Source organism: Chryseobacterium electrogenes (genome assembly GCF_053553015.1).
This window is the reverse complement of the sequence record NZ_JBNPPB010000002.1, coordinates 1780697-1797199: the sequence shown is the minus strand read 5'-3', so window position 1 is coordinate 1797199 and position 16503 is coordinate 1780697. Positions and strand designations below refer to the sequence as shown.

9 protein-coding genes are annotated in these 16503 nt (G+C 34.0%); 5 read left to right on the top strand and 4 right to left on the bottom strand.

The genetic code is table 11. The annotated features are described in order from the left end of the window. Positions 1-173 precede the first annotated feature (173 nt). Both ACQQ6V_RS08185 and tamL read left to right on the top strand, forming a co-directional pair. A complete protein-coding gene (locus tag ACQQ6V_RS08185; RefSeq protein ID WP_448845048.1) occupies positions 174-5204 on the top strand; it encodes a translocation/assembly module TamB domain-containing protein in 5031 nt (1676 codons plus the stop codon). Beyond that, positions 5204-7555, top strand: a complete 2352-nt coding sequence (gene tamL / locus ACQQ6V_RS08180) for a translocation and assembly module lipoprotein TamL (RefSeq protein WP_448846188.1) — start codon at positions 5204-5206, stop codon at positions 7553-7555. The genes ACQQ6V_RS08185 and tamL overlap by 1 nt, the downstream gene beginning before the upstream one ends. A 191-nt stretch (positions 7556-7746) precedes the next feature. On the opposite strand, the gene ACQQ6V_RS08175 is transcribed toward tamL, so the two are convergent. From ACQQ6V_RS08175 to dapF, 3 genes are read right to left on the bottom strand one after another with little or no spacing between them, the layout of a single operon-like run. Then, a complete protein-coding gene (locus ACQQ6V_RS08175) occupies positions 7747-10275 on the bottom strand; it encodes a TonB-dependent receptor domain-containing protein (RefSeq protein ID WP_448845047.1) in 2529 nt (842 codons plus the stop codon). Between the two features lie 57 nt (positions 10276-10332). Further along, positions 10333-11358 carry an endolytic transglycosylase MltG gene (mltG, locus tag ACQQ6V_RS08170; protein ID WP_448845046.1) on the bottom strand — a complete coding sequence of 342 codons (1026 nt, stop codon included), beginning with the start codon at positions 11356-11358 and terminating at the stop codon, positions 10333-10335. A 32-nt stretch (positions 11359-11390) separates the two neighbouring features. Beyond that, positions 11391-12158: a diaminopimelate epimerase gene (gene dapF / locus ACQQ6V_RS08165; protein WP_448845045.1), complete on the bottom strand. Its 768-nt coding sequence runs from the start codon at positions 12156-12158 to the stop codon at positions 11391-11393. A 376-nt stretch (positions 12159-12534) separates the two neighbouring features. On the opposite strand from dapF, the gene ACQQ6V_RS08160 reads away from it, so the two are divergent. Both ACQQ6V_RS08160 and lipA read left to right on the top strand, forming a co-directional pair. Then, the gene (locus ACQQ6V_RS08160; RefSeq protein WP_448845044.1) at positions 12535-13092 is read left to right on the top strand and encodes an RNA polymerase sigma factor; all 558 of its coding nucleotides are present in this window, start codon (positions 12535-12537) and stop codon (positions 13090-13092) included. A gap of 26 nt (positions 13093-13118) precedes the next feature. Then, positions 13119-13973 carry a lipoyl synthase gene (gene lipA, locus ACQQ6V_RS08155; protein WP_448845043.1) on the top strand — a complete coding sequence of 285 codons (855 nt, stop codon included), beginning with the start codon at positions 13119-13121 and terminating at the stop codon, positions 13971-13973. Positions 13974-14019: 46 nt separating this feature from the next. On the opposite strand, the gene ACQQ6V_RS08150 is transcribed toward lipA, so the two are convergent. Beyond that, complete coding sequence (locus ACQQ6V_RS08150) at positions 14020-14580, bottom strand: hypothetical protein (protein ID WP_448845042.1); 561 nt, start codon at positions 14578-14580, stop codon at positions 14020-14022. 109 nt (positions 14581-14689) lie between these two features. Between ACQQ6V_RS08150 and pyrG the strand changes: the two genes are divergently transcribed. Further along, the gene (pyrG, locus tag ACQQ6V_RS08145) at positions 14690-16303 is read left to right on the top strand and encodes a CTP synthase (protein WP_448845041.1); all 1614 of its coding nucleotides are present in this window, start codon (positions 14690-14692) and stop codon (positions 16301-16303) included. Positions 16304-16503 lie beyond the last annotated feature (200 nt).

Here is a 16503-nt window from a genome sequence, read left to right as displayed (position 1 = left end):
ATTTCTACTGAATCTCCACGATATTCTATTTCTGCATTAGTTTTTAGGTTTCGATGATAGTGCTTAGGTAAAAGTTATTTTTATCCATTCAAAGTCAATGATATATCAATAAAATTTATTAATATTACGATATAGTACGGTATTTGCAATGGGTATCGCGTAATTACACAGATTTGAAAATAATAATTAATAAAAAGAAAATCCTCAGGCGTATTGTTATCACCATAATTTCTATTTTGGTGTTTTTAATAATACTTATACTAAGCCTACGACTCGCTATTGTTCAGAATTTTATTAAAGACCGAGCAATTGCTTATCTAGAAGATAAAATAAAAACAAAAGTAAGCCTAGACAAGATCTATATTGGTTTTCCGAATAGTGTGGTGATAGAAAATCTTTACTTAAAAGGTCAAGATATTGATACACTTCTAGCGGTGAAAAAATTAGACGCAGGACTTGATATGTGGCAACTTATCGATTCTAAAGCAGATATCACTTCTATAGACTTAGAAGGCGTGAGGGCTAATATGGTTAGAAAGCCAGATGGAAAATTCAATTTTGATTATATTCTTAATGCTTTTGCAACCTCTGATAAAGAGGAAAGCGCATCCAAGCCGTTTATTATTTCTCTGGATAAAATTAGATTGAAGGATATTGGCGTTACTTTTAACGATCAACAATCCAAAAATGATATTAATGTTTATTTTAAATCCTTTGATACTCGTGTAAAAACCTTTGATCTCGAAAAAAATTCTTATGCCGTTAACGATATTAATCTTGATGGATTAAAGCTAAAATTAAAACAAGATCTTATCCAAGAGGTTTCTGAAAAAGTAGAAAAAAAAGTAGATTCTCTTAACCAAAATAAGCCAATGACCTTGGGGCTTAATGGTATTAAATTAACCAATTTTGATATTGATTACGGTGATGAAAATACCAAAACTTTTGCAAAACTTATTTTTAAAGAACTAAATACCAAAGTCAATAGTATTAATCTAGAAAACAATGCTTATGATGTTGGTAAAGTCTATTTGACAGGCGCAGATATTAATGCTAATTTGTACCTTCCTACAGAGAATTCTACCTCTAAAAAAGAGCAGACAACAGAGCAGAAAAACAACTCTGCCAAAGAAAAAGCCATGACATTACTTCTGGGTAAATTACTATTAGAAGACGTCAAAGTTAATTACAATAATACCGCCATTGCACCTACAAAAAGTGGACTGGATGCTAATCATCTTAATTTTTCAAAATTAAATCTTGATGTGAGGGATTTTAAAATGGAAAATAATGGCTTTGCAGGAAGTGTAAAGTCTGCAGAAATCCAAGAGGCAAGAGGATTGGATATTCAGAAATTTAATACAGATTTTGTATATGCAGAGAAAGAAGCTTACCTCAAGAATCTTTATTTACAGACTTCCAAAACTATTCTAAGAGATGAGGTTATTGTCAATTATGATTCGGTTGAGCAGTTATCGTCCAATCTTGGAGCAGTTAAAATTTCGGCAAATATCAATAACTCAAAAATAGGATTTTCGGATATTTTAAATTTAGTTCCGAGTTTAAGAACCACTGTTCCTTTCAATAAATATCCTAATGCGGTCTTGTCAGTTAACGCCAATGCAAAAGGGACTGTCAATGATTTATTAATTAATGAATTAAAGCTATCTGGACTTGATAAATTACGTGTGTCTGCTTCTGGTAGAATAAAAAATGCGATGAATCCCGATCAATTGTACTACGATTTAAGAATTGGAGAATTCTCAGCAACTGCGCAGACTATTTTTAATTTGGTGCCAAAAAATACCATTCCATCTAACATTGCTTTGCCGTCACAATTTAATATTAAAGGAATTGCAAAAGGCACGACAAAAGTGGTAGATACCGATCTCAATCTATCTTCTACACTTGGGAATGCTTCTCTGGTAGCCAAGTTGGATATGAGAAAAAAAGATCAAGAATTGTATGATGTAAAGGCTAACTTGCAGAATTTGCAAATAGGAAAATTCATTCAGAATAAAGATGTTGGAGCTATTACAGCTCAGATTTCTGCTAAAGGTCAAAGTTTTGATTTCAAAAAAGCCAATGTCAAGTTATATGGTAACGTTCAATCTGCGGTTTACAAAGACTATCGCTATCAGAATATGAATCTTATTGGCAGCATTAATCATGGCGCTTACAATGTTATTTTGAACTCAAAAGATCCTAATGCTAACTTAGATTTAATGGCATCTGGTATTTACAGCGAAAAAAATCCAACGGTTAAAGTTAACGGTAAAATTACCAAATTAGACATACATAAACTTGGTTTCTATGATACGCCAATGATTATTGCTGGTGAGCTAGATGGTGATTTTTCTAATCTAGATCCTGATTATCTTAATGGCTATTTTAATATTAAAAACTTTGCTATTTCTGATACCAAAGAGGTTTTCCCGATACAAGAAGTTAACTTACTTGCAAGCTCTACTGCAGATTCTAAACAAATTAAACTTAACTCTCAGATTGCTGATCTAGAATTGAATGGACAGTATAAACTGACTCAGATTTTCGGTGCTTTACAACAAACGATTAATCAATATTATCAGTTTCAAAAACCGGAGAAAGCATTAAAAATTGATGCAGGACAGTTTTTCAGTTTCAACGCTAAAATTAAAAATGATGATCTGATAAGGAAGTTTGTACCAGAACTGAAAAGCTTCGAAACTATTAATGTTGATGGAACTTACAATGCAGACTCTCAGAAGATAGAATTAGATGCAAAAATCCCACAGGTTTTATACGGAAATAATACCTTAGAGAATACTTCTCTTAAGGTGACTAATGATAATCAAGCATTGCAATATAATCTTGATCTTGCTGCATTAAAAAGCGAAAGTTTTGCTATTAATAAAGTTAACGTAAACGGTGATATAGCTAATAATATTATTAATTATAACATCACAACTAAGGATGACAAAGATGTGACGCAATTTCTAATTGCCGGGCATGCAAAGTCTATTAATGATATCACAGAAATTGCACTTAATCCTGATGGATTAAAGTTAAATTATACAGATTGGGCAGTAGCAGAAGATAATAATATACAAATTGGAAGCAATGGCATTCTTGCTAATAATTTTAGATTGTCCAATGCAGGAAGCCAGATATTGCTGCAATCCGATAAAAACCTTGCCGGAAATCCGTTGGATATTTCCATTAAAGATTTTAAGATAGAGACCATTACAGAAATTATCAAGAAAGATTCTCTTCTCGCAAAGGGTATGATTAACGGAACTGCTCAGTTGAGAAACTTAACCAAAGACATGACTTTTATATCAGATATTAACGTCTCGGATTTAGCTGTTTTTGGTAGTCCAGTTGGTAATCTAGCTGTTAAAGTAGAGAATACGACGGCTAATATTATGGATGCTAATATTGCGCTGACTGGCAATAATAATGACGTTAATATTACAGGTCAATATAATACGTCAACAAGTACGTTTGACTTAGATCTAATTATGAAGCAGCTTCAGATGAAAACGCTTCAAGGTTTTTCTATGAATGCTATTACCAATACAGAAGGTTATCTTTCTGGTGATCTAAAAATTGCCGGATCGGCTGCTGCTCCTAGTATTGTTGGAGATGTAAAAATGAATAATGTAGGATTGATGATTGCCCAGACGGGAAGTGATTTTAGGAAAATAAATGACAAAATCTCCTTTACCAACAGAGGAATAGAATTTGATAATTTTAGAATTAATGATAAAGATGGCAATTCTCTAAAGATAGATGGACAAGTTCTCACAAAGACTTACAAAGATTTTACATTTAACTTAGATCTTAATGCTAAGGATTTTAAAGTTGTTAATTCTGAGAAATCTAACGATGCTATGATGTACGGAATTCTCGCTATAGATGCTGCTTTAAAAGTTAGAGGTAATCTAGATTTGCCAAAAGTAGACGGAAGATTAGCCGTTTCTGAGGCAACAGATTTTACTTTTGTTTTGCCACAATCTAGTCCGGCATTACAAGATCGAGATGGGATTGTAGAATTTATTGACCAAGATCAGATCGTATTAGATAAAACAATTGTTGCAGATTCTTTAAGCTCTCAGACTAAGTTTAAAGGGATGAATGTTAGCGTTAATATTGAAGTAAATAAAGAGGCAAAAATGTCTGTCGTTATCGATAAAGCTAACGGTGATTTTGTAAAATTACAAGGAGAAGCAGAGTTAACGGGAGGGATAGATCCATCCGGAAAGACAACTTTGGTTGGGGTTTACGAAGTAGAAAAAGGTAGCTATGATATGTCAGTAAGTTTATTAAAACGCCAATTCGAGATCCAAAAAGGAAGTACTATTACTTGGACTGGTGAGCCAACGGCTGCAATAATGGATATCACGGCAGTTTACAAGACAGAAGCGGCACCAATTGATCTTGTAGAGCAGCAGTTAAGTGGAGAAAGTGCTTCTATTCTTAATCAATTTAAACAAAGAATAGAGTTCAATACTTTATTAAAAATGAATGGCGAATTACTAAAACCTAGTATTACATTCGATATTACAACAGATGAAAAAAATAACTCGGTGTCTTCTAATGTAAAAGATATTGTAGATCAAAAATTGACGCAACTTAGGACTCAGGAAAACGAAATGAACAAGCAGGTTTTTGCTTTGCTTTTATTGAATCGTTTCATTGGCGAAAATCCATTTGAGAGTAGTGCGGGATTATCTGCAGAAGCAATGGCAAGACAAAGTGTAAGCAAGATATTGTCTCAGCAACTTAACAATTTGGCGTCAGATCTTATAAAAGGTGTAGATCTTAATTTGGGACTAGAGTCCTCAGAAGATTATAGCAGTGGCGAAAAAAATACAAGAACAGATCTTAACGTTGATATCAGTAAAAAACTTCTTAATGATCGACTAAAAGTTTCTGTCGGTAGTAATTTTGGTCTAGAAGGAGATGCACGACAAAACGAAAATATGACCAATATTGCAGGCGATATTACTGTAGATTATAGCCTTTCTAAAGACGGAAGATACATGTTGAGAGCTTATCGTAAAAACGAGTATCAAGTGGCGTTGCAAGGTCAGATTGTAGAGACTGGTGTCGGCTTTATTATCACATTAGATTATGATAAATTCCGAGAGATTTTTCAGAAATCGAAAAGACAAAAATTAAATAAAAAATCAAATAATAACCAAGTAGTAGATTTTAAATGATGAATGGTAGACTTTCTCTTTATTACAAACCAATCATTGCGCTAACTCTAGTGACAATCGTTGCCTCTTGTAGTAATATTAAATATCTGAAAGAAGGGCAAATGCTCTACACAGGTGCTGAGGTTAAAATTAAAAATGATAGTATTTCTAAAAAGCAAAAGAAAGAACTTCAGGCGACATTAGAAAGCAATCTAACCCCGAAACCTAATTCTACTTTTTTGGGGCTTCGTCCAAAATTATTTTTCTATAACATTGCCAAAGAGCCTAAAAAGCAAAAAGGCTTTAATTATTGGTTGAAGTATAAAATGGGCGAAAAACCTGTTTTACTCTCTGATGTTGATCGAGAATTTAATAAAGAAATTCTGGTTAACTATTCAGAAAATAAAGGCTATTTTAATGCCAAAGCAACAGCAGATACTATTTCTAAAAATAGAAGAGCTAAAGTTATTTATTCTCTAAATCCTGGTGCTCAATATCTTATAAGTGAAGTGAAGTTTCAAAAAGATTCTACGTTAATAAACAAAGAAATACAGAATCTTAAAGCTAAATCTTTGCTTAAAACCGGTGCTCCTTTTGATCTTGATGTTATCAAAGCTGAAAGAGAAAGAATTGATAATGCGCTCAAAGAAAGAGGTTTTTATTACTTTCATCCAGATAATATTATCGTACAGGCGGATAGTACTGTGACTAAAAATCATAAGGTAGAGCTTAATGTTAAACTAAAAGATCAGACACCAGATCTGGCTACACAACAATATAGTATTGATAAAGTAGTTGTTTTTCCTAACTATAATATTAGAGATGTCAAAGAAGGAAAGTATAACATCCCGATGGAAGCTGACTCTTTATCTAAGTATGCTTACCAGGATATTTACGTGATAGATCCAGATCATAAATTTAAACCGAAAATCTTTGATCGCGCTTTATACTTCAAAAAAGGAGATCTTTATAATCGTAAGAATCATAACCTGACTCTTAATCGATTGATTAGCTTGGGTGTTTTCAAGTTTGTGAAAAATGAGTTTGTAGTTTCTGATTCTTTAAAGCATCAATTTGATGCCTATTATCTTTTAACGCCAAGAGAAATTCAATCTCTACGATTAGAAACCTTGGGAAGAACTAACTCTGCTAATTACGTTGGTAGTGAGCTTAATCTTAACTGGACACATCGCAATATTTTTCGTGGTGCAGAACAGCTGAAAGGTTCTCTTTATGGTGCTTTTGATGTACAAATGGGTGGTCCTAAAGACGCCAATAATATTTTTAGAGCAGGTGCTAATATGCAACTTTCTATCCCGAGAATTGTAGCGCCGTTCCGTTTTAACTCTTCGAGTGCTTTTGTCCCAAGAACTAATATTAATCTGGGTTACGAATATCAAAGTCGTACACAGCTTTATACACTTCACAACTTCAATGGATCATTTGGTTATGTTTGGAAAGAAAATATAAGAAAAGAACACGACCTGAAGGTGATTGATATTACCATGGTGGCACCACAAACTGTAACAGAGAAGTATCAAGAACAAATCAACGGAAATCCTGCGGAAGGAATTCCTGCCAATCCTACTTTGCAAAGGGTTGTAGACAAGCAGTTGATCTTTGGTCCAACTTACGCTTATACTTACACCAATACGACCTCGCCACAGACCAATACCATCTATTACCGTGGTATGTTGGATCTGGCTGGTAACATAACTGGGCTAATAACGGGCGCTAATGCAAAGGATGGAAAGCAGAAAAATATCTTTGGAGTGCCATTTAGCCAATATATAAAGTTGGAAAATGATTTTAGGTTTTATCACAAATTTACAGAGAAAACTAACTTGGCAACCAGACTGATAGCTGGTGTTGCTTATCCTTACGGGAATTCTGAATTTGTACCGTACTCCAAGCAGTTTTTTGTAGGCGGTAGTAACAGTATCCGGGCTTTCCGAGCAAGAACGCTTGGGCCTGGTAGTTATGATCCGAGAGTTCAAAATGCAAGTTTCTACTTTGATCAATCTGGTGATATTAAGTTAGAATTTAATGCAGAATATCGTGCAAATTTATATAAATTTTTAAATGTTGCAGCGTTTGTAGATGCTGGGAATATCTGGTTGGTTAATGAAGATCCAATGCGTCCCGGAGGTAAATTCTCTAAAAACTTTATGCACGAATTAGCCGTTGGTGCAGGTGTAGGTCTACGCTTGGACTTTTCTATTCTGGTGCTAAGATTAGATATGGCAATGCCACTACGTATACCATATTATGAAAAAGGAGATCGTTGGGTTTTGGATAGGATTAACTTTGGTGATAGTGCTTGGCGAAAAGATAATCTAATTCTTAATATTGCTATTGGTTATCCTTTTTAATATATAGTTAAAGATAAGTTTTCTATGCTACTATTTCTAAAGAATAGAAAGTGTAGAGTTTAAAAAAAAAGAATTTTTATTTGTTTGTAAAATTGCAACTTAAGCATATTCTAATCATAAAAATACCTCCAGATTTTGGAGGTATTTTCTTATTTTAAAGTAAAAATTTATTTCAAATTAAATTGATATAATTACATTGGCCCTTGTTGGTCATCACCGCCGTTCTCGTTATTCATTTCTCTTTTTTTCTTAGGTTGATCGATCTTTTCACCTTGCTTAAAACGATACGTTAATGATAAACTAAACTGTCTTGGCTGCCATTGCATATAACTTCTTCTTGTAAAATCAGAGTTGAAACTATACACCTCTCTAGATCTTGTATTGAAAATATCTTGTATGTTAAAGTTAATGGTACCGTTGCCTTTCCAGATTGTTTTAGAAGCGCCGAGATTAATCGCGTACATATCAGATGTATTTTGATTAGCAGCTTTTTGACTTCCTCGGTAGAATCCTTGTAGCTGAACACTAAAGGTTTTATCTAACTTAAAGGTAGAATTCAACCTAGCTCTTGTAGAAAAGCCATCACCAGTAAAGTCCATGCTTCTGTTAACTTCAAGTCCGTTTTTATCTAAAGCAGAAAAGTTAGCAATTCCTGTTGTTTTGTATCCAAAGACATCTAAACTTCCCATTAATTTTAACCAAGAAAAAGGATCATAGTTGAAGTTAAGATCCAATCCATAACGATCATCATCTCCTAGATTAATCGGTTTTGTGTAGAAAACATCTAGCCTTTCGTCGTTACGATACACCAACATCTTGGTATCATCTGTTGCATGACGATAATATAATGTTGGATTAAAAGTGATTTTGCCCTTTTGTAAGCTATAACCTAACTCGAAAGAGTTAACATAAGATGGATTGAGATCCACATTACCTTCGAAGATATTCTGGTTATCAGAGTAATTAGGGAATGGTACCATGAAGAAAGATCTTGGACGATCTATCCTTTTAGAGAAATTCAATAATAACTGATTTCCTTTTGCGATATCATAGCTTAGATAGATGCTTGGAAAAAAATTATTGTAGTTCTTGGTGTTATGCGGACGTGTATCTTTTAAATTTCTGTAATCGATATCAACTTTTGATATTTCGTCTCTTAAGCCTAATTGATATGCTAATTTTTCGCCTAACTTACTCTTAAACTGTACGTAGAATGAGTTAAACATTTCTTTGTAATTCGTTACGTTATTATAGTAAGGAATCATCGGGTTGTTAGACGTACTATTAACAGTATTGTTATAATCGTTGTTGTTAATATCTAGACGATAACCAGCTTCAAGTTTAGATTTTTCACCGATTGGAAGTTCGTAATCAGCTTTACCAATAATGGTTTTGTTAAGCGTTCTTCTCCAGATATTATCTTCAAGTTGGAAAATATCATTTTTGGTTTCTTCAATATTATTTTTATTAACAGAACGGTTACGCTGCGCACTAAATGATAAGGAAATGTTCTGACCTTTATCATCAAATTTATGATCCAACCCAATATCACCTTGGAAAGCTAAGTTAACATTACGACCATCCTGATTACGATTTCTAAAAGAATCTGCCATTTGGAAGTTGGTGTAATCGTATTTTAATAATGAGGTATTATCACTTTCAAAAGTCCTAACTGTACCAGAAACATTTATTGATGTTCTGTCATCAAAATCATAAACGATACCAGTAGTTGCATTATAATTACTGCCTTTATTCTTGTTTTTAGTTCTTTGAAGGATAGATGTAGAGTTACCGACAACGTTTACATTATTAAAATAAGTATCGTTTTCATTTTTGGTTTCGCTTTCTGAGTAACCACCGCCACCGTTAAGGAAGACGGTTAGTTTGTCTTTTTTCCAGCTAAGATTAGTGTTAAGATTGGTTCTTGGGAAATAACCTAAAGATCCAGTAACGCTACCATTGAAGCCTGCTTTTTTAGACTTCTTAAGAATGATATTAAGAATACCTGATGTTCCACTTGCTTCAAATTTTGAAGAAGGATTGGTAATGACTTCAATTTTTTCAATTTGATCTGCAGGGATAGATTGTAGAGCATTAGCACCATCATCAATTCCTAGTAAAGAAGACGGTTTGCCGTTAATTAAGAATTTGACATTAGAGCTTCCTCTCATACTTACTGTACCATCCGTATCAACAGAAACCGAAGGTACATTAGATAGAACATCTTGTAAGCTTCCTCCTTTGCTTACAATATCTGCAGAAGGATCATAGGTTTTTTTGTCAAGTTCTACACGGTAAGGTTTAGCTGCTGTTGCGGTAATGATAACGCCATCTATCTGCGTAGTGTTATTAAGCTTCGCAATTTGTGCGGATTCTATTATGATTGTAGAAATAGGACCAGCTTGGCTAATGCTAAAATTTTGAGTTTTCGTTTTGTAATCTATTGCTTCTATTTTGATATCGTAGTTACCAGGGACTAGATCAATCTTGAAGTTACCATCTAGGTTGGTTAAGATCGCATCGTTAAGCTGAGAATTATTTTTATTAATGAAAGTTATAGAAGCATACCCAACGCCGTCATGATCTGAGTTTTGTACGTTTCCTGTTATGGATATTTTTTGCTGTTGCTGTTGTGCAAAAGCGAAACTAGCCGCACCAAGGACAAATACAAGCCCCAAAGTTCTTCTCTGGATAATGTTTCTGATTTCTGTTGTTATCATAAATTTTAGTTTTCTGGATTGTAATAATCCATCGGTTTTTTATTTTTTTTTGAAAAATTATTTTATTTGTTTTGTGTTAAGCCAATCCTGATATGCTTTTGCATTTTTGGCATGCTCAGCATCATTATCTGTAAATTTATGAAAGCCAAATCTCGATGGATCGGCACACATATAGATATAATTGTTGTTTTCGGCATTAAGAACTGCATCTAGTGCGTTTTTATCAACAATGCATATTGGTCCTGGAGGTATGCCTGCATTAGCATAAGTGTTATAAGGCGATGGGGCTTTTAGATCTTTGTAATAGACTCTTTTTATTTGTTTTGTAAAATTACTTGCCTTATTAATGGCGTATATAACGGTTGGGTCACTTTGTAATTTCATTCCTTTTTTATAGCGGTTGATGTACAATCCAGCAATCGTTTTTTGCTCGTCTTTTTTACCACCAGATTCTTTATATACAATAGATGCAAGAGCGTATATTTGATCTCTTGTTAAGCCAGATTTCTTTTCTTGGGCAACTCTTTCAGCGGTCCAGAATTGCTTATATTCTTCATCAAATTTGCTGAAAAACTCCTTAGGCGTCACTGTCCAAAAGAATTGGTAAGTGTCATTGAAAAAATATTTTTTAAGATCTTCGGCATTATTGTAACCTTTATCTTTGGCGATTGCATCAAGATCTTTGGCGAATCGTGCAGAATCTAATTCTGTTTTCTTAGAAACACGACCAATCATCTGGTAAACATCATCAAAATCTTTAATTCTGAAATTGTTAGGCGTTTGGTTTCCTGCTTTAATCATATTAACCAATGCCGTATTGTTGTCGCCTTTTTTAATTTCGTATCGACCAGATTTTATGTGATCTAATAAGTTTTTACTTTTAGCGACGGCAGCAAAGTTGCCTGGATTAGAAAGATATGGTGCGATAGAATCCATAACTTGTTTAAATGGAGCATTCTGAGGGATGAGCACGAAGCCATCTTTCACAACATTATTTCCGTAATATTTACTGTAAAATTTAAAACCGAAAAAACCGCCTACAATAAGGACGATAATAACAACAATGACTAATGTTTTTTTCATTTTTGAATTAATTAATGTGAAAAAGAATGATCTTAAAATTTGATAAGTCCACTAAAAACTTGTTTTGCAGGACCTTCTAACCAAATGTTACTAAAACCATCTCCATTTTTTTCGGCGTAGACCTTAAGATTCCCACCAATAACCTTAACGCGTACTGCGGTTAGATGTAAGTTTTTCATAAAAGTTAAAGCAGTTGCCGTAACTCCCGTCCCACAACTGTAAGTTTCGTCTTCAACGCCACGCTCGTATGTTCTTACAAATAATTCGTCCTCAGAAAGTTGGCTTGCAAAATTGACGTTAATGCCATCTTTTTTATAAGTGTTATTATTTCTAATTTTTTTACCATTATTGTACACATCATAGTTTTCTACATCTTCTACATATTGTACAAAGTGTGGAGATCCAGTGTTGACTACAAAATTATCTTCGTCCGAAAAGATTTTTTCAACATCTATCATTTTGAGTTTTACAATACCATCTTTAATCTCTGCTTCATGCATGCCATCAATCGCGATAAAACTTGTTTTTTCTTGGAAAATATTTAGAAAATGAGCAAATGCCACGATGCATCTTCCGCCGTTACCGCACATGGTACTTTCGTTGCCATCTGAGTTATAATACACCATTTTGAAATCATAATCTGTATCATTTTCTAATAAAATTAATCCGTCTCCGCCAACACCAAAGCGTCTGTCACAGAGGTTGCTGACCAATTGAGTGTCTTCTTTTGGGAAATCTAGCTCTCGATTATCAATAATTACAAAATCGTTGCCTGTTCCTTGATATTTATAGAATTTCATAGTTTTTATGATTAAATTTTGAATTAAATATAGACTAAGTAAAAGCTAACAAAATTAAGCAATTATAAAACGGTATAATAGACGTTGTCATTATTTAAAATCATTCTAACAAGCAGTGGCTTTTAGGGATTTTTCATTCCATTAAATATTTAGCTTTTGATAAGGGAAAATTATTTTTGTTAATTCAATTATTTTAATTCATAATTGATAAGATTTTAATTATAAAAGAGAACTAGAAGTTTCGGGATGTTGTTGTAGCAATATTCTTGTTGATAGGATGGGATTTTAGCAATATCAGAGTTGTAATTATCGTTAACTTCTATGACTAATATAGGATTTGTCTAGACTTAATATTTTGTATCTTTGCTTGTCGTTAATGAGAGAAGAGCAATTATTTTTGTTAATTCAGAAGGCTAAAGAAAAGGATCAGAAAGCCCAAACCCAATTGATTAATCTCTATTGGGTAGACGTGTTTTCGTTTGTAATGAAAAAGCTTAATGATGAAAATGATGCAGACGAGATTACCGTAAATGTTTTTTCTAAAGTCTTGTCTAAGTTAGATTTGTTTGATCCTAACTTTCAGTTCAAAACGTGGATTTTGACCATAGCCCAAAATACGATTATTGATTTTTGGCGTAAGAAAAGTAGGGAGAATGAGGATAGCAGTGATAGCTTGGATGAAGTGAAAAATGTCTATGCCAAATCGCCAGAAGAGCTTCTGATCTCCGCAGAAGAACAACAAAAAATTCTTCAGATTATTGCGACAATGGATGCGAAAAATCAAGATATTATAAGATTGAGATTTTTTGAGGAAAAAAGTATTAAAGAAATTGCAGAAGAGCTTAATCTTTCCGTGGCTAATACCAAAGTGAGGATTATGCGAGCCAAGAAAGTATTGGCAGAATTGCTTAAAGATAATGAAGCGGATTTCTAATCCCTATTTTAATTTTTTTAGATAAAATGGAAGATACAACGACACAAAAACCCAAGTGGATTCGTGTAAAATTACCAACCGGAAAAAATTACCGAGAGCTAAGAAGCTTGGTAGATAAATATAAACTGAATACCATCTGCCAAAGTGGAAGTTGTCCCAATATGGGAGAATGTTGGGGAGAAGGGACGGCAACCTTTATGATTCTGGGTAATATCTGTACCAGATCTTGTGGATTTTGCGGTGTAAAAACTGGGAAACCTCTGGATGTTAACTGGGATGAGCCTGAGAAAGTAGCCCGTTCTATCAAATTAATGAAGATTAAACATGCCGTATTAACTTCTGTAGATAGAGATGATCTTAAAGATATGGGATCTATCCTTTGGGCAGAGACGGTTAATGCTGTAAGAAGAATCTCTCCAGGAACGACGATAGAAACTCTTATTCCGGATTTTCAGGGGGTGACTAAGCATATCGATAGATTGATAGAAGTAGCACCAGAAGTTATTTCTCACAATATGGAAACCGTAAAGCGATTAACCAGAGAAGTGAGAATCCAAGCTAAATACGAGAAAAGTCTAGAAGTCTTACGTTATATGAAAGAAGCGGGACAACATCGTACCAAAACGGGATTAATGCTAGGATTGGGAGAAGAAAAAGATGAGGTTTTCCAGACGATTGAAGATATTAGAAACGCTAATGTTGATGTCATCACCATGGGACAATATCTGCAGCCAACCAAAAAACATTTGCCTGTAAAACGTTTTATTTCTCCAGAAGAATTTGATGAATATGGAGATTTTGCAAGAAGTCTAGGTTTCCGTCATGTAGAAAGTTCGCCGTTGGTAAGGAGTTCTTACCACGCAGAAAAACATATTCATTAATTATAAAGTAATGAAGAATCAAAAGCGCTCTAATCAGAGTGCTTTTTTATTGAGATAAAATGTTAATACATTCTTCTCGGATTTTCCATAATTCTTCTAAAGAGTAGGGGATTTCTGGATGTTGGTCAAGATAATCTTGCAAGAAGTTTTGATGAAATTTAACTTTAAAATCTGTGATTTGTTCTGGCTGAATTTCGATTTCCTTTAGAAGAAAAGGCTCGAAGTTCTCTTTGCGCCAAGTTGTGCTTGTGAAATCTATAATCTGATGATGCCATTTTAGATAATTGTGAGCTTCGGGGATTTCTGATAATTGATATTGATCTAATACAGATGCTACTTTAGGCGTATTATATCTGTTCATGGTGAAAATACCTAACATCAATTGGAAATCTGATTTTTGATTTTCATCTGCTAGACGTTTTAGCAAAGCATGTTTTGTGCTGCAAGTCCCGTAACCATCTTCCAAAACAGCAAGTGGATTGGTTTTGTCAGAATTTCGTTTGTAGTTTAGACTTTGTATATACGTTGCTGCTTGCCAGAAATTTTCTTTTTGAAGTTCTAAAAACACTGAAGAAATAGCTTTGTCCGATTGAATATCGAAATTCATGTTAAATATTTTCAGCTAAAATAGGCTATTACGAAGAATTATAAAATATTTAAGACTGCTAAATTGCTTATTAAGTCCGTATGTTTTAACTTTGCACAAACCTAATCTAATGAGTAAAAAAGAAACGAAGTACATCTTTGTAACAGGAGGTGTAACTTCTTCACTGGGTAAAGGAATCGTCTCCGCGTCGCTGGGACTTTTGTTAAAATCTCGCGGTTTTAACGTTACTATCCAAAAACTAGATCCTTATATCAACATAGATCCCGGGACGCTTAATCCTTATGAACATGGCGAATGTTATGTGACTGAAGATGGTGCAGAAACCGACCTTGATCTTGGACATTATGAAAGATTTTTGGACAGCCAAACTAGCCAAAACAATTCTGTAACCACAGGGAAAATTTACCAAACCGTTATCGATAAAGAACGCAAAGGCGAATTTCTAGGGAAAACCGTGCAGGTTATTCCGCATATTACCAATGAAATTAAGCGTCGTGTCAAGATTTTAGGAAAGAAAAATTATGACATTATTATTACAGAAATTGGTGGTACTGTTGGCGATATAGAGTCTTTGCCTTATATCGAAAGTGTAAGACAACTACAATGGGAGTTAGGTAAGAATAACTCTATGGTTATCCATCTTACGTTGTTGCCATATTTATCCGCAAGTGGAGAGCTGAAAACAAAACCATCTCAACATTCTGTTCGTCAATTGATGGAGAGTGGTATCCAGGCGGACGTTTTGGTTTGTAGAACCGAGCACAAGATTTCTAAAGATATCAAGTCGAAACTTGCACAATTCTGTAACGTTGCATTAGAAAATGTCATAGAATGTAAGGATATGGATACGATTTATGAAGTGCCAGTTGACTTGCAAAAACAGAACTTTGACGAAGTTGTTCTTAAAGAGCTTAATCTTCCTATTAATAAAGAAGCAGATCTTAAAGATTGGAAAAGCTTCCTTAAGAAATATAAAAACCCAAAACGAAGTGTGAATATTGCTTTGGTAGGGAAGTATGTATCGCTTCAGGATTCTTACAAATCTATTGCAGAAGCTTTTATCCATGCAGGCGCAGATCAAGAAACTGAAGTTAATGTAAAATGGGTATATAGTGGAGATCTAAACAAAGATAATCTAGCAGAAACATTTAATGATATTGACGGTATGTTGATCGCTCCAGGTTTTGGCGATCGTGGCATAGAAGGCAAAATCATTGCAGCTCAATATGCTAGAGAACATAAGATTCCTACATTAGGTATCTGTCTTGGGATGCAGATTATGACCGTAGAATTCGCGAGAACTGTTCTTGGGCATGAGAAAGCTAACAGTACAGAATTTGATACAGCAACGCCAGATCCAGTTATTTCTATCATGGAAGAACAGAAAAATGTTGTTGATAAAGGTGGAACCATGCGTCTTGGCGCTTGGAAATGTGCTCTGAAACCTAATTCTAAATTAGCAGAAATCTACGGCGCTAAAACTATTGCTGAGAGACACAGACATCGTTATGAATTTAATTCTGATTATAAAAAAGAATTCGAAGATCACGATATGATTATCTCTGGACAAAACCCGGAAACAGGTTTGGCAGAAACAATAGAATTGAAAGATCATCCTTTTTATATCGGCGTACAATATCATCCAGAATATAAGAGTACGGTTGCAACACCACATCCACTCTTTAAGGCATTGATATCTGCTGCTGCTAAAACTAAAAAGTAAAAACTAACACAATGACCTAAAGTAATTCTTTAGGTCATTCGTCTTATTATGAGGGTGATAAAGATTAGTGAAGTAAAGGTCTTTATCTGAAAAATAAATCTTATTTTTGTCATCTTAAAAATTTCAAATACTAAGTTTGATTTTGAATAATAAAATGGAGTGATATTCATTTTAAAATCCGAAATCTAAAATCTAAAATT